The sequence below is a fragment of the Vibrio sp. YMD68 genome, assembly GCF_029958905.1.
Taxonomy (GTDB): Bacteria; Pseudomonadota; Gammaproteobacteria; order Enterobacterales; family Vibrionaceae; genus Vibrio.
In genome coordinates this window covers 900,324-921,462 of record NZ_CP124614.1, presented here as the reverse complement: position 1 = coordinate 921,462, position 21,139 = coordinate 900,324, and the positions used below count along the sequence as shown (strand labels likewise).

Genomic DNA, 21,139 nt, shown 5'->3' with positions numbered 1-21,139 from the left:
TCAATAAGTCTTAGCTTTTAGTGCCCCTCTTAGCGTAAGTCCCTTTCTTAGCATACGCACCTGTCTTGGCATAGGACTTCTTCGCACCACCGCCTTTACGACGTTTAAACGCTGGTCTTTCGACTTTAGGAAGATGGCGCAGGGATTCAGGAACTTCACCCGTTTTTACCTTGCCCATCAAACCATCAATCTTACTTTCTAACGCTTGCATGAAGGGTTGATACGCTTGGTTTCGTTCAGCCATGCCTTGCAACTGATGCTCCCAGTGGGCAGTCATGTCGGGAAAGGTCGAGTCCTCAGGCAATGCATTAATCAAACCTCTCCCCGCAGGACTGCTATGAATGCTTTTACCTTGTCGAGTTAGTAGCTGTCTTTTGAACAAAGTATCTAGAATGCCCGCACGAGTTGCCTCTGTTCCGAGGCCATCGGTCTCTTTCAAAATAGCTTTAAGGTCTTTGTTCGCAACAAAGCGCGCGATACCTGTCATCGCTTGTAATAACGTCGCTTCAGTAAAGTGTTTTGGTGGCTCGGTTTTCTTATCGCCAATCACGCCTTCACGACACGTCAGCACCGTTCCTTTATCCAATGGAGGAACCGTATCTGTGCCGTCGCCCTTCTCTTCGGTGTCCGTTTTCCCCATCAACACCTTCCAACCTGGTTTGATAAGCTGACGCCCTTTTGCGATGAACACGCCTCCAGCGATATCAAACACAAGCTTGGCATCGGCAAAAATGGCCGGCGGATAAAACTGCATCAGATACTGACGAGCGATTTGCTGATAGATCTTCATCTCATTAGCGGAAAGGCCATTCACCGATGACTTCTTCGGCGTAGGAATAATCGCGTGGTGAGCATCGACCTTGCTGTCATTCCATGCTTTGGACTTAAGGGAAAGATCCGCGCCTTGAGCACCGCCTTGCAACTCTTTCGCATTATTGGCGATAGCATCGACGACCGACTCTCGTTGCGAGTAGTGATCTTTAGGTAGATAGCGGCTGTCAGAACGCGGGTAAGTGATGAGTTTATGTTTCTCGTACAACGATTGACACGTATCTAACACCTGTTGAGCACTCATTCCAAAACGCTTAGACGCATCAATTTGTAAAGCTGACAACGAATAAGGCAATGGCGCCGCTTGTTTACTTTGTTTTTGCTCTGACTCTGTCACTGTCGCAGGCTGATTCGCAATTCGGTTAGCCACATTTTCAACCAACTTTCGATTGAGCACACGGCCTTCTTCATCTTGCCACGGTTTACATGCTTCACTTGGTTTCCAACGCGCTCGAATATCAAAATATTGGCCGTTATTTTGATAAGGGATCAAAGCATGCAGCGTGAAGTAATCTTTAGGTATGAAATTCTCAATCTCTTCATCACGCCGAACCACCAAACCAAGCACGGGGGTTTGCACTCGCCCTACTGACAACACACCTTGGTAACCGGCTTTTTGGCCAAGCAAGGTGTAAGCACGAGTCATGTTCATGCCATACAGCCAGTCGGCTCTAGAACGCGCTAACGCCGAAATAGACAGTGGAATAAAGTCGCGATTACTGCGCATTTGAGAGAGCGCTCGTTTTACGGCAGGTAAGTTCAAGTCACTAATAAGCAGCCTGTCCATCGACTCTTTCTTAGCTTTAGACACCTTGCAGTAATCAATCACTTCATCAACTAACAGCTGCCCTTCTCTATCTGGGTCACCCGCATGAACAATTTGTGTTGCGTCCTTCAATAGCTTTCGGATCACCGTGAGCTGTTTACTTGACGTCTTACGCGGTCTTAGCTGCCACTGTTCTGGCACGATAGGAAGATCGACGAGATTCCATTTCTTGTAACGGTCATCATAGGCGTCTGGCTCAACTTGCTCTAATAAGTGTCCAATACACCAAGTCACCACATCCCCGTTGCCACATTTGATGAACCCTTGGTCCTTCTTCTGTGGATTAGGCAATGCCGCCGCAATCGCGCGACCAAGACTGGGCTTTTCAGCAATAAAGAGACGAGACATAAAACCACAACGATAAAAACAATTAGGGCCACATTATGAAATGTGGCCCTAATAATTCAAGCAATAATGTACATTTGTACAGTATTATTCAGCATCGCCTTGTTCTGCGTTGGCCATCGCTTCTTTAACCAGAGGCTGTAATTCACCCTTTTGGAACATCTCAATGATGATGTCACAACCGCCGATAAGCTCGCCATTAATCCAAAGTTGTGGGAATGTAGGCCATTGCGCGTACGCTGGCAGTTCTGCACGAATATCTGGGTTTTGCAAAATATCTACATAAGCAAACTTTTCGCCACAGCCCATTAGAGCCTGTGATGCTTGAGAAGAGAACCCACAGCTCGGTAACTTTGGCGATCCTTTCATGTATAAAAGAATCGTGTTTTCTGCGATTTGCTGTTTGATTTTATCGATAGTTTCCATTGCTTCCTCTGTATCTAATTCCAGCGTTTAAGCCGTTATTCTAAAGCATTGCAAAAGAATAAAAAGCTCTCAAATAGTAAGGTTATTATTTTGTTCTCATTTTGCTGTAAATTTCTTAAGAAAATGAGCACCAACTCTTTTAATAAAGTAAAAACTTGCTAAACTATATCTCAGTCAGTCTAATCGACGCAATTACAATAATATTGGACGCAACAAAAAAGAGTTCGCTCTTTGACCTCACTGGAGAATTAAGCAATGTCATTTGAATTACCAGCATTACCTTACGCAAAAGATGCACTAGCACCATACATCTCAGAAGAAACATTAGATTTCCACCACGGTAAGCACCATAACACTTACGTTGTTAAGCTAAACGGTCTTATCCCAGGAACTGAGTTTGAAGGCAAAACACTTGAAGAAATCATCAAGACTTCAACAGGTGGCGTATTCAACAACGCAGCACAAATCTGGAACCACACATTCTACTGGCACTGTCTAGCACCAAAAGCAGGCGGCGAACCAACTGGCGCAGTTGCTGACGCGATCAACGCGGCATTCGGTTCATTTGAAGAGTTCAAAGCTAAGTTCACAGATTCAGCAATCAATAACTTTGGTTCTTCTTGGACATGGTTAGTGAAAAAAGCAGATGGCTCTCTAGACATCGTTAACACGTCTAATGCAGCAACGCCACTAACAGACGAAGGGGTAACACCACTTCTCACTGTTGACCTTTGGGAACACGCTTACTACATCGATTTCCGTAATGTTCGTCCTGACTACATGGCTGCATTCTGGAATCTAGTAAACTGGGAATTTGTAGCAGAAAACCTAGCGAAATAGTTCGGTTTCATCCCCCCTATATAATTTAGTCATATTCAAAGCCTGCATTCGTGCAGGCTTTTTCTTTATATCGTTTAGATAATAGTCAACCAATATCGTCCTCTAGCATTAGGCACATCTCGACAGTAGATAAATCTAAAGTTATCCAAGTACTTGCCGTTAAAAGTGAATTCAACGGGGAGTATTATGCAAGTTCATACGTTAGACAAAGCAGGCATTATCAACGAGCTACAATTTGGCTCGGGGATTAACCACGCCGTCCATGCTGGTAGACGCGCAGATTTTGCGTTGATTCTTTCGATGTTCTCAGATGATGTCCGAGACAACACGCCCATTGAAAAAATCGAGACACCTGAAATCACCGATCAAACTCTGCGTAAACGGTTCGAGTTGCAGCCACTGCAGCAGCTTCGTTCAGATCAATATTCATATGACATCTCAGCAGCTCAGGCCAATGCGTTCCATTACGGTGGAATGGCCAGCGCAAAATTAAATCATTATCTGACGCCAGAAGTGCTCGCATACTTACCTGAAGATACTCATGATCTTCCTGAAGAGGTGTATCACAATCTATCTGGCCACCATCGACGGCAACTTACTGAAAACAAAAATAAAACTCTTATTCCAATTGATCTCTATAACCAGTTAGTGGTGGCACAGCGTAGCTTTCAGATACAAGCCCAAGCATAGTTTTCAATCTCAAAACTAAGACCCATTCAACAAATGAATGGGTTAGTGTGACGATATACTGATTTTAACACTTAAACCTCCTCGCCCACTGCTTATTTGATGTTATTCACACTTAAACCACAGCTAATGAACCATGCTATGTGGACAAAAAAATCCCACCAATAAAAATAGACAAGGGGTATTGTCGTTCATGGATATTAAAAGTGCTGTCATTTTGATCACATCCGCGGGTTCACTACTAGGGGGAACGCTCGCCACTCATTTTTCTTCGTTGGGAGCAAAGTTAGTGTTGTGCGACCAAAACATACACACCCTTACGGATACCTACACCCGTTGCAAAGCCATATCCGACGACGTTTACTCGTTTAAAGTAGAAAATTATTCTCTTCATTCCATTCATCAACTGTTTGATTTTATTGATGAGAAATTTCAACGCTCACCGGATGTTTTAGTCAACAACTGGCCAAACTCCCCACTACCAGGGCTAACGAGCAATCAATCTGCAGAACAGTTTTCTGACCAATTGACCACCCTTGCATCCACTCTGTTTGGATTTGGTCAAGCAAGCGCTGAACGAATGTGCCTTGAAAAGAAGCATGGTGTGATCGTCAACGTCATCTCTGTAGATGAAAGCAAAGACTTTAAAGGTTTTGAGAATGCGTCTTCCATCGTGACGGGCTTTACTCAAAGTTGGGCAAAAGAACTGACGCCTTTTAATATTCGAGTCGGCGGTGTCGTGCCTGTGTTAAGCCACGCTTCCAAGAAAAGTGATTACCATTGGCTACAGATACAAGATGAGTTGATTAGAAATACCGAATATATTGTGGCAAATGACTACTTTAGCGGACGTATAATGTCCGCAGAAGCAACTTAGTTGACACCACATTGGGCTGAGCGATTCTCGTTGATAGCCTAACGTTTATCGCGTTTGAAAATGACGTTCCAGGATTTGTTCGGCGGCATCTTCTATCAAATCTAACACCAGTTCGAAGCCTTTCTCTCCGCCATAATAAGGGTCAGGTATCTCGTTGTACTCAGACTCACTGTGGCTTAAAAATAGTGAAAGCTTATGCTGATGTTCTGAAGGGCAAATATCATAAAGGTCAGCCAGATTTGCTTTATCGGCGGCTAAAATAAGATCAAAGTCCGTGAAGTCATTCTCTCTTACTTTTCTAGCCGTGATTCCATCAAAACAATACCCTCTCATCTCACCCGCTTGTTGCGACCTCGAATCTGGCGCATTACCTTGGTGATAACCTAAAGTACCAGCGGAATCCACCGTGATGTCTATGCCTTTTTCTTTCGCTTTGGCTTTCAAAACAGCCTCACCCGTTGGTGAACGACAAATGTTTCCCATACACACCACTAGAATGGAAGGTTTTTTCTTACTATGCATAACCTTAAATCTACCTCTATGTTCGATAATCGCTGAGTAACCATTAACTTATTGAAGTTATTTGATAATAGCCAGTCTGTCATCCATTTTTATTTTAAAATCGACCAACAAAACGGAGATAAACGTATAGTCACCTACGTTCTCTGGAGGAATGGAAACGGATGGGGTGACTCGTCATAAATGGTTACAATTATGCTCTATCAAAGCAACCTGTTCTTTGGCTAAAATTTAAACAACCAAGGAGATATGTATGAAACGATTTAAGAACATACTTTTCGCCACACAAGGATTGCCAGGACACAGTGATGCGCTGGTACAAACGGTTAGAATGGCCGCCAACAAAGATGTCTCCGTTTCTGGCCTTATTGCCTTTCCTTATTTCCCTAACGACTTACTTCAGTACCAACAGAGTTACGAGCAATCTCTTCATGACTCTCTCAAGCAAAGTGTAAAGAACTTTCGTATTGAGCATGGCATCTCTGAAGAACAGGTGCCGTTTCCTTTAATGGTCAAAAGCAGTGAACAACCAGCGGTTTGTATCATTAAAAAGGCCATCGAAAATAACCATGACCTGATCATTAAAGAAGCTGAACCACTGAATGAAGGCTCGGAAGGTTTTAAGGCCATCGACATGACCTTATTGCGTAAATGCCCATGCCCTATCTGGTTACACAGACCTGTTACTAAACAAAGAAGCAAACGTCGTATTGCGGTCGCCGTTGATCCTATGGCAGCCAGCGACGGGCACCATGCACTTTCATTGCAACTCTTGGAATTATCCCGCTCCATTGCCGACACCTACGACAGTCGTCTGCATATTATTTCTTGCTGGGAACACTACTTAGAAAACTACCCAGACAGCCAAGGGTGGATTCAAGTCGATGAAACTCAGCTCGCCGATCAAGTATCAAAAGCTAAAGAAGCGCATGAACAAGCGTTGCAAAGATTGATTGAAGAATCTGGAATTTCAGGTGAAATTGTCGTCCACCATCTTCACGGAAAACCAGACAACATGATTCCTGATTTCGTCAATGAAGCAGAAATCGATGTCCTAGCCATGGGGACACTGGCAAGAACGGGGATCTCAGGTTTTGTTATTGGTAATACAGCAGAGAATATTCTTCAATCCATAAACTGTTCTTTATTGGCAATGAAACCACAAGGCTTTGTTTCTCCAATCACATTGTCGTAATGACCTCTTTCGTCTTCAACGTAAACCCTCAATCCAGTATCACTTGGATTGAGGGTTACTGAGTGTTTTTTAATTTCCCTCAATCATTTTCTAATAGCAGGTTCTGGAGGCCATAAACTTCGGTTATGATAGTCAGCATTAATTGTATAAAAAGGACTTATCATGTCAGCCAATGACAGCAAAGAATCTCGCCATAAAGCTCGCCAACAAAAAGTAAAAGTAAAAGTGGATGAAAAAGTCGCGGCCGCACAGGAAGAAAAGGGCTTGCTGCTCGTTATTACCGGTAATGGAAAGGGTAAATCCACTTCTGGCTTTGGCACTATCGCGCGTGCAGTCGGCCATGGACAACAATGTGCCGTGGCTCAATTTATCAAAGGCACATGGGACAATGGAGAGAAGAACCTTCTTGAAAAGTTAGGCGTAGAATTCCAAGTCATGGCGACAGGCTTCACTTGGGAAACACAAGATAAAACGGCGGATACAGAAGCGGCACAAAAAGTGTGGCAAGAGTGCAAACGCATGCTGCAAGATGACACCATCAACGTGATTCTATTTGATGAGCTGACCTATATGGTTAGCTACGGCTATATAGAGTTAGAAGAAGTCCTTGACGCACTGAACAACCGCCCGGCTATGCAATCGGTCATCATCACAGGCCGTGGAGCGCATAGAAGCTTGATCGAGCTTGCTGACACCGTTTCTGAAGTGAAAAATGTGAAGCACGCGTTTGAATCCGGCGTGAAAGCGCTCAAAGGCGTTGACTGGTAGGGTTTCAGGTTTCCAAATCGATATCTGGGGGCATAGCTAAAACTGACACCTTTGCGCGTAACCCGCCCCATACCTAGTCAACAATAACCAACAATTGACCACAAATAGCCAACAATAAAAAGGCCGCACTTTGCATCATTGCTCGGTGCGGCCTTTCCATTCTTTAAGTGCTTAACTAATTAAAGAAACCTTTTAGAGCGCCTCTAATCGCATCTTTGGTTTTTTCATCACCCAGCTTATCTCCGTATTTTTCTTCAAGCTTGTTCAAGCCTCGATCCAGCTCTTTTTCTGCTTTTTGCTTCAACACATCGTCAAAAACCAGAGCAAACTTTGGTTGCACCCAAGAGCCTGTGACTTGAATCGGAATCGTCACATCTTTCAGGTCATCGATATTCTTACCACCCTGCCCTTGTAACGAACCAACGATAGAAGTACGTACCAGGAAGTTCACAGTTTCATCGATATAATTGGCACTGCCTTCACCATGAATACGAAGCAATGGCGACTGCATAGCCAAATTGTTCGTTGTGACTGTTCCTTTATTAAGCTTCAACGTTGCTTTCATGGCGCTGAAATCTGTTTTCTGAGGACCGGTTTGCTCTTCAACTTTTTCGCCTTTTATCTTGGCGTAATTAACTCGAATCAACTGCGCAACGTTAATCCCGTTCACCGCACCATCTTCAAAGTTGATGTCAATCGTACCCACTAAGTTTTTCTTAATACCGGTTTCAGTCAAGCTCTTACCTTTAACGTCAACATCGATATTTCCGGTACCTTCTAGCGTTTCGTTTTGAGCAACATCTCTAAGCAAAGGCAAAACTTTTACGCCTTTAATACGTTTCTTCGCGGTATACGTTGCCGGTGACTGGCGAGCATCTAATTTTGCACTGGCTGCAATGGAACCACCGTACAATTTTGAGCTAAATGATGTCAGTTCAGCTATGCCACGATTGACAGAGAATTGCGCCGAAACATCTTGCATGCTTGCGTTATTGGCTTTGAACTTATCAATGACAATCGAACCTTTCACATCTAACGTTTTCAATGCCGTTAGGTCAGGTTCCACTTCCACCGTTTGATCACTCGGTTTGGTTGGGGAAGTCTTCGCAGCCTTACCGTCACTTTCAGTTTTGTTTGATGAGGTTTCAGTTGTGGTATCGCTTCCCTTTTGAGTACTCGCTTGTGCGTTACCTAAACCTAAGAACTCATCCAGATCGATGTTCGGACTATGAAGATTGAAGCGAACCTTAGGAATATCAAGCAATGTAATATTCGCTTCACCATCCAGTTCGATAGCATTTGCGGTTAACTTTTCAAGAACAAATTGAAGGTGGCTTTTGGTTAAATCAAAACTTAAGTCCGATGCCATATCCACTTTCATGGGTGACTGAGGTAAAGACTCTCCGCCAAATGTGGCATCCAGAGTTAACTGATTGAGAAGGACCTTAGATATCGCACTGTCGATGTTTAACTGAGCGGAGCCTTTCATATTGAGATCAAGACCCGCAGCATTACCCGTAACAGCATAAGTTAGGTTATTGACTGCATCGAACTCAAACGTATCTAAGCCGATTTTGGCAGACTCAATGCTATTTTGTGGATCATTGAAGCTTGCTTCTAAATCGATATTCTTAAGCGCATAGTGAGAAAAACCAGACGCTAGCTTGAACTCCGCTTGGCCTTTTGCTGCAAACTTTTGTTGGTTATTTTGGCCTTTGGCAGCAAAGGTAGCAATCGTCCAATTGTCGAACTCAAACTGCGATAGCCCCAGTGAAACGTCGTATAATTTGGTCAACGAACCCGCTTGATGATCTTGAATCTCAAGTACCGCATTAGAAACTGTGACGCCTGCTAAATTAATTATCCAAGGTGTTGGTGAAGACTCATCTTGATTCGACGTGGTTTGCGATGCCGCAGAAGGCTCTGAACTCGCTAGCCCCTCTTTAGCGGGTGCAGTGTCCGCTTTGCCTACCTGAGATGAATCGCTTGGAGCTTGTGTTAACGCATCGATATTACGCTTACCCGATGTTAACGTTTCTAGATAAAACTCTGCGCCATCAAGAGTGACATTGCCAATCTCTAGCTGTTGATTGAACAGAGGCATGACTGAAACATCAACACCAATGGTTTCCACTTTGAACAAGTTTGGCTGGCTAAAACCCTTCGGGTTTCTTAATTCTGTTTTACCCAGTTCAAAACCAATCGAAGGAAAAAACTGCCAACTGATGTCCCCTTCAATCACGAGATCTAACCCAGTCTGTTGCTTGGCTTGATCGATGATCAAAGGTTTGAATTGATTCGGATTAACGAGAAAAATGAGTGCAGCGATCGCTATAAAAACAACGAACAGGGGGATGGCAATGAATAAAAACAGTTTTTTCATTCGCTTTTTCCTTGCTTGAGGTAATTCCTATCATCATTGTCTAGGAAATAAAAAAAAGAAAGTGGCACCTAAAGTGCCACTTCTTATCATAAAAATAAAGACTCATCGGCAACTAAACCTAAGAATCCAATCTTTTTACATTTCAACCCATTAAGCTTTCAATAACTTAGCAATGTGCGCTTTTAGTACATCGATAGCTATTCGGTTCTTACCACCGCGCGGAACAATAATGTCAGCGTACTGCTTAGATGGCTCGATAAACTGCATGAACATAGGACGAACCGTCTCTTGGTATTGAGTTAATACCGATTCCATTGAACGATCTCGTTCTTCTACATCACGTTTCACGCGTCGAAGTAAACAAATATCTAACGGAGTATCCATAAACACCGTTGCGTGCATTAATTTACGCAACCTAGGATCGGTTAACAGCAAAATACCTTCTAATATAATCACTTTTTTTGGTGTGAGTGTTCTTGAGTTCGGTAGGCGTGTATGTTCGGTATAACTGTATTCAGGGACTTCGACTTCTTGACCTTTGATCAACTTCTCTAGGTGTTCGCAAAGCAAGTCATGATCTAACGCTTTAGGATGATCGTAATTGGTTTTTACCCGTTCTTCCATGCTAAGGTGAGTTTGATCGTTGTAGTAACAGTCTTCCGTGATAACGCCGATTTGGTTATCGCCCACTTTCGCTCGCAGCTCTTTATAGATAGTACTTGCGATAAGGCTTTTACCAGAAGCCGATGCGCCAGCAATTCCGACGATGACACATTGATTATTCTCAGACATTTTTTACACCCAGTGATGGTTTGGAGAAACAAATAAACGGGCCGATTATAGGGAGTTCATTCTTTAGATTCTAGTCACGAACCGAGTTTAATGTCAGCTTTTGCTTAAATAGAATAACAAACCATCATGCAATCGATTACTTGATATATGTAACCTGCATTTTACTCGTCAATGAGTTGAAAACTGATCGCGTCAGGCTTAGGTTTTCCCTGCCAATATAAGCAACTGCACACACTTTCTGCTAAATCTAGATAACGTTTTTTGTGCTCACTATCGGCATTGGACGCCACAGTAGGCACACCTCGATCAATATCTTCCCTAACTTGGATATGCAATGGGATTTGAGCAAGCAAAGACAACCCATATTCAGCGGATAAGCTTTGCGCCCCACCTGCACCGAAAATATGCTCTTTTTCGCCACAATGGCTACAAATGTGGTAACTCATGTTTTCAACTAAACCGATCACAGGAACGTCAACTTTTCTAAACATGGCCGCGCCTTTTCGCGCATCCGCCAAAGCAAGATCTTGTGGTGTGGTGACAATAACCGCCCCAGTAACCGGAATTTGCTGAGATAATGTGAGCTGAATATCACCGGTTCCCGGTGGCATATCAATCACCAAGTAATCGAGATCAGGCCATTCCGTCTCATTCACCAATTGCGCTAACGCTTTCGATGCCATTGGCCCTCGCCAGATCGCGGCTTCATTTTTATCGACTAAATAACCAATAGAATGAGTGTGAATGCCATGCGCTTCAATAGGTTGCATCCACTTGCTATCTCTAACTTGTGGTTTTGCGTCCTCTTGACCTATCATCATTGGCACTGATGGGCCATAGATGTCCGCATCCAGTAAACCGACTTTTGCCCCAGACTGGGCAATAGCCAGCGCCAAGTTAACCGCGGTGGTGGATTTGCCTACCCCCCCTTTAGCCGATGTCACGGCAATGACATTCTTTACCCCTTTGATCGGTTGCAAAGACTGAGTATGAAGCGCTTTGACACTGGTCGTGACAGAAAACTGGAATGAGGACACTTTTTGAGACGCCTGAGCAGAGGTAATCCAGCTTTCCAAACTTTGCACAAGCTCACTGGCAGCAAAGGGAACGTCGATCTGGAAAACACCGGTCGGCAGAATCGTGACTATTCCTGCTTGATTAGCCCAACCTTCGATGAGACTAGGGTGAGAAAATTCATTGAGCCACAGGCAAAAATCCTGTTTAGATTGAAACTGATGCATACGTTCTCCTTTTTCATCATCCTAACACTCGCTTGCTTCTGACTGAACCCCAAAAAATTTGGGGGAATAGCCCATGTCACACCTTGGCGTTAACCGCGTCATGCGGTAGTATTAGCCATCATTTTATACCTATCAATTAAAGCGAATAATTAAGTATGGCAACTGAACCAAGAAACTCTTCTGCTAGGAAACTACTGGTAACTTGTGCCCTTCCGTACGCTAACGGTTCGATCCACCTTGGACATATGCTTGAGCATATCCAAGCGGATATTTGGGTTCGTTACCAGCGTCTACGCGGCAACACTGTAAACTTCATCTGCGCGGACGATGCTCACGGCACACCGATCATGCTTAAAGCACAACAGATGGGTATTACGCCAGAAGAGATGATTGCGGCAGTTAGCGAAGAACATCAAAAAGACTTCGCCGGTTTTGATATCAGTTTTGATAACTACCACAGCACGCACTCTGAAGAGAATCGCGAACTGGCCTCTCACATCTACCTTGAACTGAAAAAGAACGGTTTTATTTCTAGCCGTACCATCTCTCAACTGTTCGACCCTGAAAAAGAGATGTTCTTACCAGACCGTTTTGTAAAAGGCACTTGCCCTAAGTGTAAGTCTGAAGACCAATATGGCGACAACTGCGATAACTGTGGCGAGACATACAGCCCAACGGAACTGATTAACCCTAAATCAGCGGTATCAGGCGCAACGCCAGTGATGAAAGATTCAGAGCACTTTTTCTTCGACCTTCCTCAATTTGAAAGCATGCTAAAAGAGTGGACTCGTTCTGGCTCACTGCAAAACGAAACCGCCAACAAAATGCAGGAATGGTTTGAATCGGGTCTTCAGCAGTGGGATATCTCACGCGATGCACCTTACTTTGGTTTTGAAATCCCTGGCGAAAAAGACAAGTTCTTCTACGTATGGCTCGATGCACCAATCGGCTACATGGGTTCATTCAAAAACCTATGTGATAAGCGCGACGACCTAGATTTTGACGAATACTGGAAAAAAGACAGCTCGACAGAGCTTTACCACTTCATTGGTAAAGATATTGTGTATTTCCACAGCCTATTTTGGCCTGCAATGCTAGACGGAGCGGGTTTCCGTAAGCCAAACAACGTATTTGTACACGGCTACGTTACGGTCAACGGTGCGAAGATGTCTAAGTCTAAAGGCACATTCATCAAAGCAAGTACGTACCTAAATCACCTCGACCCAGAGTGCTTGCGTTACTACTACGCGGCGAAGCTGAACAGCCGAATCGACGACTTAGATCTTAACCTTGAAGACTTCACTCAACGTGTAAACGCTGACGTGGTCAACAAGATTGTTAACCTAGCTTCTCGTAACGCGGGCTTCATTACCAAGCGTTTTGAAGGCAAGCTCTCTGCTGAATTTGCAGAGCCTGAACTTTACAACGAGTTTGCAGCTGCCGCTGATCGCATCGGTGAGCTCTACGAAACGCGTGAGTTTAGCCGTGCTATCCGTGAGATCACTGCGCTTGCTGACAAAGCAAACCAGTACATCGATGAAAAAGCCCCTTGGGTTTTAGCCAAAGAAGAAGGTAAAGAGCAAGAGCTTCAACAAGTTTCTTCTGTTGGTATCAACCTTTTCCGCGTTCTAATGGCTTACCTAAAACCGGTCATGCCAGAACTTGCCGCTCGCACTGAAGCCTTCCTAAACGAAGAGCTAACATGGGAAGGTGTGGCGACTCCGCTCACTGACCATGAAATTACGAAATTCAAAGCGCTGTTTAGCCGTATTGACTCTAAGAAAGTGGAAGCCATGGTTGAATCGTCAAAAGAAGATGCAGCCGCTGAAGCAGCAGCAAAAGAAAAAGCAGAAGCTGAGAAAGAACAAGCAAACCAAACGGAACTCGACAAAGATCCAATCGCCGACGAGATTGAGTTTGATGCATTTGCAGCCGTTGATATGCGTATTGCTCGTATCATCTCTTGTGAAGAAGTGCCAAAAGCGAACAAGCTACTGAAGTTCCAACTGGATATCGGTGGTGAGACTCGCCAAGTGTTCTCTGGCATCAAGTCTGCATATAAACCAGAAGAGCTCGAAGGCAAGCTAACCGTAATGGTCGCAAACCTAAAGCCTCGTAAGATGAAGTTTGGTATGTCAGAAGGCATGATCCTAGCGGCTGGCCCTGGTGGCAGCGATCTATGGATTCTTGAACCACACGAAGGTGCACAGCCAGGTATGCGTGTCATGTAATGACGAACGTCCGTCGCCCTGACCTAATTTTACCTAGCTGGCTTGATTTGATTTGATTTGATTTGATTTGGCAACATAATCAGATCGTTGGTGAGGTAGGTAAACACGTCAATAAGCACATCAGAACGCTCATAGTCTTAGTACTGTGGGCGTTTTTTATATTCTACTTCTCCCTTATTTGGGGTCCCTTGCACCAAAAACGCACACACAATTAGAGTAAAATACAACTAAGTCATTGTTTTTAAATTAATTTAAAAGTGGCATGGAACTTGGACTACTCACTTTAGGTATATCTCTAAAGGAGTCGTTATGCTTATTCTTATCACCGTCATTTCATTCATTACTTTTGGCGTATTCGCCACATTACTCCACTCATCAAAACAGCGTGGATCCGCCTTCCAACGAAAATACCAACTCATCATCACATTAAGGCAGCTACTGATCTTATGCAGAAAATACCGCCGTGCTACGCATTCGGCATTGATCTACACCACTGACCCCAAGAATACTCTTGAGCCACTTAACCAAGAGATTTTAAAGCAAACCAATCATTTGATTTCCATTGCCCATTTCAATAACAAACCGGATTACCGAATTCTACAAATGAGGCTGACTGGTCTCGGCAAAGATTGGCACGAAAGAACAGTCGCTCGAAATCAGATAATCCACGGTGCAGCCATGAGGCATTGTATGTACTTGATGGATGAGATTGCGATGGCGTGGCTTGCAGAATCCGGCAGAGAAGATTTGGGGCATCAATATCATGTGAAATGGCAACAAGTCATCGACTCGATGGAAGCACTCACTCAATTGAGAATATCGATACAAGACATGGATACACAAGCGGGTATTCTACGTACTCAATACCGCTGTACCGCCATGTGCCGCAAACTGAACCAACTGTCGATAATCAGCCCATATTCGATGGCTTCTCAAGCCAGTCACCATGCCATACATCAATTGGAAGAGATGACCGACAATCCAAAATATGTGCTTTCGGCAGAGCAGTTATATGCATTAACCAGTGAAATATCCGTGAGCATCACCAGCGTGTATGACCATATTTTGTCTGAGCTAACAGAAGGTATCTATTTACCACTTCCAGCGTTAGAAACGTCGCAAGAGTGCCAGTAGATGGATGATAGGGCCATCAAATTCATTCCATAGCTAACGCAAAAGTTATCCTGAGATGAAGTCAAGATCCCAACCCAACTCATGGTTGGGATCTTTATCTATCTGTAAGTCTAATGACGTTTTCTACTTTACGTTATCCGCGACCAATAGAAAAAACCACCGATATCAGATCGGTGGTTTCAAATGTATGACTGTAATTACGTATTATTTAGAGCATGTTACGTGCTGCTGCAACCACAACCTTAATAGAACGCGCTTCGGTTTCTTTTAGTGTGGCATGATCTGGAATTTCTTTTTGAGTACGGTTGATGATAACACCCGCGACACAACCAGCTTTTAGACCAGAGCTTGCACACATGGTCAGTAGTGTTGCAGATTCCATCTCAAAGTTCAGTACGCCCATATCTTGCCACTCTTGCATAGAGCCTTGGAAACGCTTCACTACGCGTCCAGAGAACGTATCGTAACGCTCTTGTCCTGGGTAGAAAGTATCACTTGACGCAGTAACCCCCATATGAACTGTAGCACCAGATTCTTCAACGGCAGCTTTCATTGCCGTCGCGACATCAAAATCGGCAACCGCTGGGAACTCCATTGGTGCAAAGTGCAAGCTAGCACCATCAAGGCGAACTGAGCCAGTTGATACAATCATGTCTCCAACATTCACATGCGGTTGAATAGCACCAGTAGTACCAACGCGTAAGAAAGTACGAACACCAAGCTGTGCAAGCTCTTCGACTGCGATAGAGGTTGATGGACCACCAATACCTGTTGAACAAACGACAACCGGTTTTCCATCTAACTCGGCACGATAAAGCGTGTATTCACGATGACTTGCTAGAAAGACTGGGTTGTCCATTTCTTCAGCAATTTTTTGTACACGCGCAGGGTCACCTGGGATGATAGCAAGTGTTGCACCATTTAAATCAGCTTCTGTAATACCTAAGTGGAAAACGGCTTGAGACATATATCACTCCTTTTGCAGCTTGTTCAGCTATTCATTCAACGCATAACTACACTGTAGTTTAGTTGGTAACGTTATTAAATTAATCACCTCGCAACTGTAGCGAACCTAACCTCAACAAAGAGTGATCGATTTCACACCAAAAGATGATAGATTGTGTGATATTTCATAGAAAATCGGTTTGCATCACACTTTAAGTTGCTTTTATTGCATTGATTGCACATGAAAATGCCCACTTATTAGAAAAGTGGGCATTTTTATTTCAAGGACAAAAGCAGCATCAAGATGACTGAGAATCTATCGCATTAGATGGCTTAAATTTTAGCAGACGCAATGCATTGAGTGTCACTAAAGCGGTTGCTCCGCTGTCGGCTAGCACCGCAACCCAAAGACCGGTAATGCCAAGTAGACTCGTCACCAAAAATATCGACTTTAAACCCAACGCCAAAACCACATTTTGCCTGATATTATTTAGAGTTGCTCTGGATAACTCAATCATACTCGGCAACTCCACCAAGCGATTATGAGTAATCGCAGCATCCGCCGTTTCTAAGGCAACATCGGTGCCTCCTCCCATAGCAATACCGATACTGGCGGCTTTCATGGCTGGAGCATCATTAATACCATCCCCTACCATGGCAACATGACGGGTCTGTGAAAGCTCTTCAACATAACCCACTTTATCTTGCGGAAGTAAGCTGGCTTTATAATCGATACCAATCATCGCACTGATGGCGAGGGCGCTACGAGGGTTGTCACCAGTGAGCATAATTGAATTAATGCCTAATGAGTTAAGGTAACTGACCGCCTGCCTCGCATCCTCTCGTAATGTATCTTGCCAGGCGATAATGCCAATACAGTTCACTGTCTCCATGTTTGACGAGGTGTTTAGAGCCACGACAACGGTTTTCCCTTCGCTCTCTAAGGCTTCAACCTTGCTCATGACCTCCTTATCAAGGTCAATATCTAGCTTGCTCGGGGCGCACATTTGGTACTGTTCACCTGCGACATTTCCTCTGACGCCACTGCCTAACAAGGTCTGTTTTTCGGTCGCTTCTGGCAACGCTACACCGAGTTGCTTTGCTCGATTGACTAACGAAACAGCCAATGGGTGACTTGATCCAACTTCAATTGCTCCGACTACCTCTAATAGCGATGTCTCCTGCCAACCATTAAGGGCAATCACGTTGGTGACTTCAGGTTTTCCTTTGGTCAAAGTCCCCGTTTTATCAAACGCGACCGTTTGTACTTTACCCAGTTGTTCGAGCGCCGATCCACCTTTAATCAACGCACCGCGACGAGCCGCCGCTGCCAAACCCGAGGTAATCGCTGCTGGAGTAGAAATCACTAATGCACACGGGCAAGCGATAAGAAGTAAAGCCAACCCTCGGTAGACCCAAGTTTCCCAAGGTTGGGAAAATATTAAAGGAGGCAGGGTAATCACCGCTAAGGCGACCACCATCATCAGAGGCGTATACCATCGGCTGAATTTATCTAAAAAGCGCTCCAATGGTGCTTTGCGAGATTCCGCTTCTTCAATTAAATGCAAAATTCGATCAATGGCGTTTTCACCTTGTTTGGAGGTGATGGTGAAGCGCACCACTCTATCTACTACGACCGCCCCAGCCATCACGGGAGCACCTTGGTAACGCTCGACAGGAATCGATTCTCCAGTTAATGCGCTTTCATCAAAACTTGCGGATGCATCATGAAGCATCCCATCAGCGGGTAATCTGGCCCCAGGGGAGACTTCAATCACATCACCGGGATTCAGCTCAGTGGCGGCGACGTCAACTCGTTCACCATCAATAATTTTGACCGCCGTTTCAGGCACAAGAGCCATTAATGCTTGAACACCGCTGCGTGCTCGGGATGCAGCAAACGCCTCTAAACGTTCACCCACCAAGAATAAAAGCAGCACCATCGCCGCTTCAACCGTTTCACCAAGATACAGTGCCCCAATGGCCGCGACACTCATCAAGGTTTCAATGGAAAATGGGGTGCCAGACTGCGCCAAGTTGAATGCTTTTTTCCCAATTGGATACAAACCCGTTAAACAAGTTAGGATAAATAGCCACTCACTCACAAAAGGAGCAATCGGCTTGATTGAAGCCGCTACTAGCATCGCAAGGGCGATAAAAAGTATTTTTGAATTTTGTTTTATGACGGGCAGCCAACCGCTAGGGATTTCTACTTTTGATGGGCTTGCTGTTGAAGAGAGCGCAAATCCTGCGTGAATAACCGCCCGCTCAATATGACTCACCACGTCGGGATCACTATATCTTACGACCAGTTTTTCAGTGGCAAATAAGACCTTGGATTCCAAAATGCCTTCCAGCTTATTGACCGCTTTTTCTACCTTTCTTGCGCAGGAGGGGCAATCCATCCCTTCGACTTTCCAGCTCTGGGTTAAGGGGTCTGATGTAAACGGACTGGACTCACTTTCCTCATCATTTGGACCTGAACCGCTCTCACATTCGTTAGAACTGCAGCAGCCCGTATCGGATGTTGATACGCTTGCCATCTTAATGGAAGTCATCTTGGGGCTTGAGCAAGAACCTTTTAATGGTGTCACTGACCCGACCTTGCCTGAACGACACGCGTGATGTTTTGTGCACATAGTGTTTTCTCCTTATCATGTTCATAAAGAGTATAAACCTTTGAGTCGACTCCAAGGTCAAAGGTTTATTTCACTTTTTAGCCTTATTTTTCTTTCTTTTTAAGGGCATCCATCATCTCCTTTTCAACAACAGGATCATCAATAAGAACAGCATCATGCGAGCAAAATGGTTGTGAATTGACCGTCGCATAAGCCGGCGTTTCTTCATCAACTTCTTGCCCTTGCATTATGCCTGCGATGTGCTTTCTCAGCATATAAACGGCAATAAGACCAAAGACAACGGTACCCACCGCTTGTCCATAAAGTACCCCTAACGCGCCAAACCATTGTGCACCAATATAGACAAAAGGCAGTGTCCCTATCGTTGCTTTACCTAAATTCAGAGCCGTTGAGTACAGTGGTTTACCCAGATTATTAAACGATGTGTTCGCCACAAATAGTGTTCCATTGAAGACAAAGCTAATGGCGATATATGTACAAAAAGCGGCCACAATAATCTCAGCGTCGCCTTCTAAGCTGAAAGCTACAACAATAAAGTCTTGGATAAAATACAAAATCAGGCAAACCAATAAGGTATACGTGGTGGTGACAATCAATGAGTTGTTTAAGGTTTCTTTTACTCGGTCAAAACGTTCTGCCCCATAGTTTTGCCCGATAATGGGACCAACCGCCCCAGAAAGCGCGAAAATCACCGCAAAACATACGGGTATTAATCGGCCAATAACCGCATAACCCGCTACATAGTTCTCACCAAACTGAGCAATAAAAGTCGTCACTATCGCGTTACCGACGGGCGTGGCAATATTGGTAATGATTGCGGGGATGGCAATGGCTAAAATCACTTTTAGTGTTCTTTGCAGATCAGAAGCCGATGGCTTGCCAACCAAATCATGAACCTTGATGAGTGGGTACAATGAAAAATACAAAACGGTAAATCGGGCAACCACCGACGCAATTGCGGCTCCTTCAATATTCCACCCAAACCCAAAAATAAATAAGGGATCTAAGATCGCATTGACGATTCCGCCAGAAAGCGTTGCCCACATCGAACGTTTTGCATCACCCGCAGCTCTTAATCCTGCACCAGCGGCCATCGCTAGAGCTATAACAGGGCCACTTGGAATGATTATTTGCAAGTAAGCTTGTGCCCTTTCAGCGGCAACGCCCTTAGCCCCAATCAAGCTTAATAGCTCAGGGATATAGATGAACATCAGCGCTGAAACCATTGAGCTGATGATAAATGCAGTCGTCAGAATAGAGGCACTGAGTTGGCGTGCGTATTGACGCTGTTTAGAACCAATCGCTTTAGAGACCAAAGCCCCCATAGCAATCGATGTACCAATGGATATTGACGTAGAAAAAAACACTAAACTGCCCGCAAAGCCAACCGCAGCGGCGAGTTCTACTTGACCAAGCATACTGATGAACAGCATGTCGAGGAGATCAACCACGAACAGCGCCATCAAACCCACGGATCCTGCTCCTGACATCACTAGGATATGTCTCATGGTTGAGCCGGTGACAAATTTAGCGCTCTGATCTGACATTCAATCTCCCTTAAAACAACAAAGGCGCATTATGCGCCTTACATTTTGTTACTTAATCATAGACTGAGACAAACTATCACACCGGATGTTTAAAGCAATCATCAATGCTTTTTCCGATTGCTCGTAAGACATCACGTCGACTAATAATGCCTACCAACTTCCCATTATCAATCACAGGGTAGACTTTAGGCTTGCCTACTTTCATTTTGTCGGCCATTTCGATGATCGTGGTTTCTGGAGACACCGAGAGCACTTCTTTGTGCATGCAGTCACTCACTAAATGCGTGTCTTGACAGAAATAACTGACCTTAACCAATTTATCGAGCAGATCCTGCTCGGACAGGAAGCCAATGACTTTCTCTTCTGAATCAATAACTGGGCCACCAAGGTGCGTGCATTTCATTACTTTCTGTAAAGCCACACTCAACGACATATCAGGTGTAAAGGTAACAGCCTGAAGGGTCATGTAATCTTTTACTCTTTGTGATTCCATCGTCTACTCCTTAAGCGACAACTTTTATTGCGTATAAGGTAATTGTTGTCTAATTTCATGATTTTACTAAATCAATTTCACCTATTTTTACAATAGTTTTTATCTATAAGGTCTCCAACAAGTGCCCCAGCCCCTATACGGCCTCGATTGTCACTCCATCGTTCACGAACTCTTTTCTTGTTCTTGAGCCATATCTTTCATTGTAATAATGCTACTAATCAGAGAAACGCCAAAAGGGACACAATAAGTCAACGCAGCTTTTATCCAGTGTATTGTTGAAGCATGAAAAAAAGCATCATACTGATTGATAACATTTAAAAGCGTTCCAACAATGAGTGCAATATAGAGCGCTCGCTTTATGACTTTGCTATTGACCACGCAGTGATGCTCCTTTGCTTTATGTTGATTGTTTCCTAGCCC

Annotated in this window: 18 protein-coding genes; 7 read left to right on the top strand and 11 right to left on the bottom strand. The window is 44.3% G+C overall.

Annotated features, from left to right (window positions below):
* Window positions 1-10 precede the first annotated feature (10 nt).
* A complete protein-coding gene (locus QF117_RS10375; protein WP_282388890.1) occupies window positions 11-2,005 on the bottom strand; it encodes a DNA topoisomerase III in 1,995 nt (664 codons plus the stop codon).
* Window positions 2,006-2,089: 84 nt separating this feature from the next.
* A complete protein-coding gene (gene grxD, locus QF117_RS10370) occupies window positions 2,090-2,428 on the bottom strand; it encodes a Grx4 family monothiol glutaredoxin (RefSeq protein ID WP_282388888.1) in 339 nt (112 codons plus the stop codon).
* A gap of 255 nt (window positions 2,429-2,683) precedes the next feature.
* On the opposite strand from grxD, the gene sodB reads away from it, so the two are divergent.
* From sodB to QF117_RS10355, 3 genes are all read left to right on the top strand, one after another.
* Entirely contained in the window at window positions 2,684-3,268 is a 585-nt protein-coding gene (sodB, locus tag QF117_RS10365; RefSeq protein ID WP_017040349.1) for a superoxide dismutase [Fe], read from the top strand.
* A gap of 186 nt (window positions 3,269-3,454) precedes the next feature.
* A complete protein-coding gene (locus QF117_RS10360) occupies window positions 3,455-3,958 on the top strand; it encodes a VC2046/SO_2500 family protein (protein ID WP_282388887.1) in 504 nt (167 codons plus the stop codon).
* A gap of 190 nt (window positions 3,959-4,148) precedes the next feature.
* Window positions 4,149-4,832, top strand: a complete 684-nt coding sequence (locus tag QF117_RS10355) for an SDR family oxidoreductase (RefSeq protein ID WP_282388886.1) — start codon at window positions 4,149-4,151, stop codon at window positions 4,830-4,832.
* A gap of 45 nt (window positions 4,833-4,877) precedes the next feature.
* On the opposite strand, the gene QF117_RS10350 is transcribed toward QF117_RS10355, so the two are convergent.
* The gene (locus QF117_RS10350) at window positions 4,878-5,354 is read right to left on the bottom strand and encodes a low molecular weight protein-tyrosine-phosphatase (RefSeq protein ID WP_282388885.1); all 477 of its coding nucleotides are present in this window, start codon (window positions 5,352-5,354) and stop codon (window positions 4,878-4,880) included.
* Between the two features lie 250 nt (window positions 5,355-5,604).
* Between QF117_RS10350 and QF117_RS10345 the strand changes: the two genes are divergently transcribed.
* Together QF117_RS10345 and cobO are read left to right on the top strand one after the other, a co-directional pair.
* Window positions 5,605-6,546, top strand: coding sequence for a universal stress protein (locus tag QF117_RS10345; RefSeq protein ID WP_282388884.1), 942 nt, complete (start codon window positions 5,605-5,607; stop codon window positions 6,544-6,546).
* 162 nt (window positions 6,547-6,708) lie between these two features.
* Complete coding sequence (gene cobO / locus QF117_RS10340) at window positions 6,709-7,314, top strand: cob(I)yrinic acid a,c-diamide adenosyltransferase (protein WP_282388883.1); 606 nt, start codon at window positions 6,709-6,711, stop codon at window positions 7,312-7,314.
* Window positions 7,315-7,489: 175 nt separating this feature from the next.
* Here cobO and QF117_RS10335 read toward each other — a convergent pair whose 3' ends face one another.
* From QF117_RS10335 to apbC, 3 genes are all read right to left on the bottom strand, one after another.
* Window positions 7,490-9,697 (bottom strand): AsmA family protein, encoded by a 2,208-nt coding sequence (locus QF117_RS10335; RefSeq protein WP_282388882.1) that lies wholly within the window; start codon window positions 9,695-9,697, stop codon window positions 7,490-7,492.
* Between the two features lie 150 nt (window positions 9,698-9,847).
* Window positions 9,848-10,489 (bottom strand): uridine kinase, encoded by a 642-nt coding sequence (gene udk / locus QF117_RS10330; protein WP_017033144.1) that lies wholly within the window; start codon window positions 10,487-10,489, stop codon window positions 9,848-9,850.
* A 161-nt stretch (window positions 10,490-10,650) separates the two neighbouring features.
* Window positions 10,651-11,730, bottom strand: a complete 1,080-nt coding sequence (apbC, locus tag QF117_RS10325; RefSeq protein ID WP_282388880.1) for an iron-sulfur cluster carrier protein ApbC — start codon at window positions 11,728-11,730, stop codon at window positions 10,651-10,653.
* A 155-nt stretch (window positions 11,731-11,885) separates the two neighbouring features.
* Between apbC and metG the strand changes: the two genes are divergently transcribed.
* Both metG and QF117_RS10315 read left to right on the top strand, forming a co-directional pair.
* The gene (gene metG / locus QF117_RS10320) at window positions 11,886-13,961 is read left to right on the top strand and encodes a methionine--tRNA ligase (protein WP_282388879.1); all 2,076 of its coding nucleotides are present in this window, start codon (window positions 11,886-11,888) and stop codon (window positions 13,959-13,961) included.
* Window positions 13,962-14,270: 309 nt separating this feature from the next.
* Window positions 14,271-15,095: a hypothetical protein gene (locus QF117_RS10315; protein WP_282388878.1), complete on the top strand. Its 825-nt coding sequence runs from the start codon at window positions 14,271-14,273 to the stop codon at window positions 15,093-15,095.
* A gap of 208 nt (window positions 15,096-15,303) precedes the next feature.
* On the opposite strand, the gene udp is transcribed toward QF117_RS10315, so the two are convergent.
* The 5 genes from udp to nrtS form a co-directional block, all read right to left on the bottom strand.
* Complete coding sequence (gene udp / locus QF117_RS10310; RefSeq protein ID WP_282388877.1) at window positions 15,304-16,062, bottom strand: uridine phosphorylase; 759 nt, start codon at window positions 16,060-16,062, stop codon at window positions 15,304-15,306.
* A gap of 277 nt (window positions 16,063-16,339) precedes the next feature.
* Entirely contained in the window at window positions 16,340-18,679 is a 2,340-nt protein-coding gene (locus QF117_RS10305) for a zinc/cadmium/mercury/lead-transporting ATPase (protein ID WP_282388876.1), read from the bottom strand.
* Between the two features lie 83 nt (window positions 18,680-18,762).
* A complete protein-coding gene (locus QF117_RS10300; protein WP_282388875.1) occupies window positions 18,763-20,226 on the bottom strand; it encodes an MATE family efflux transporter in 1,464 nt (487 codons plus the stop codon).
* Between the two features lie 76 nt (window positions 20,227-20,302).
* Entirely contained in the window at window positions 20,303-20,719 is a 417-nt protein-coding gene (locus QF117_RS10295) for a CBS domain-containing protein (RefSeq protein WP_282388874.1), read from the bottom strand.
* A gap of 162 nt (window positions 20,720-20,881) precedes the next feature.
* A complete protein-coding gene (gene nrtS / locus QF117_RS10290) occupies window positions 20,882-21,097 on the bottom strand; it encodes a nitrate/nitrite transporter NrtS (RefSeq protein WP_282388873.1) in 216 nt (71 codons plus the stop codon).
* Between the last annotated feature and the right edge of the window lie 42 nt (window positions 21,098-21,139).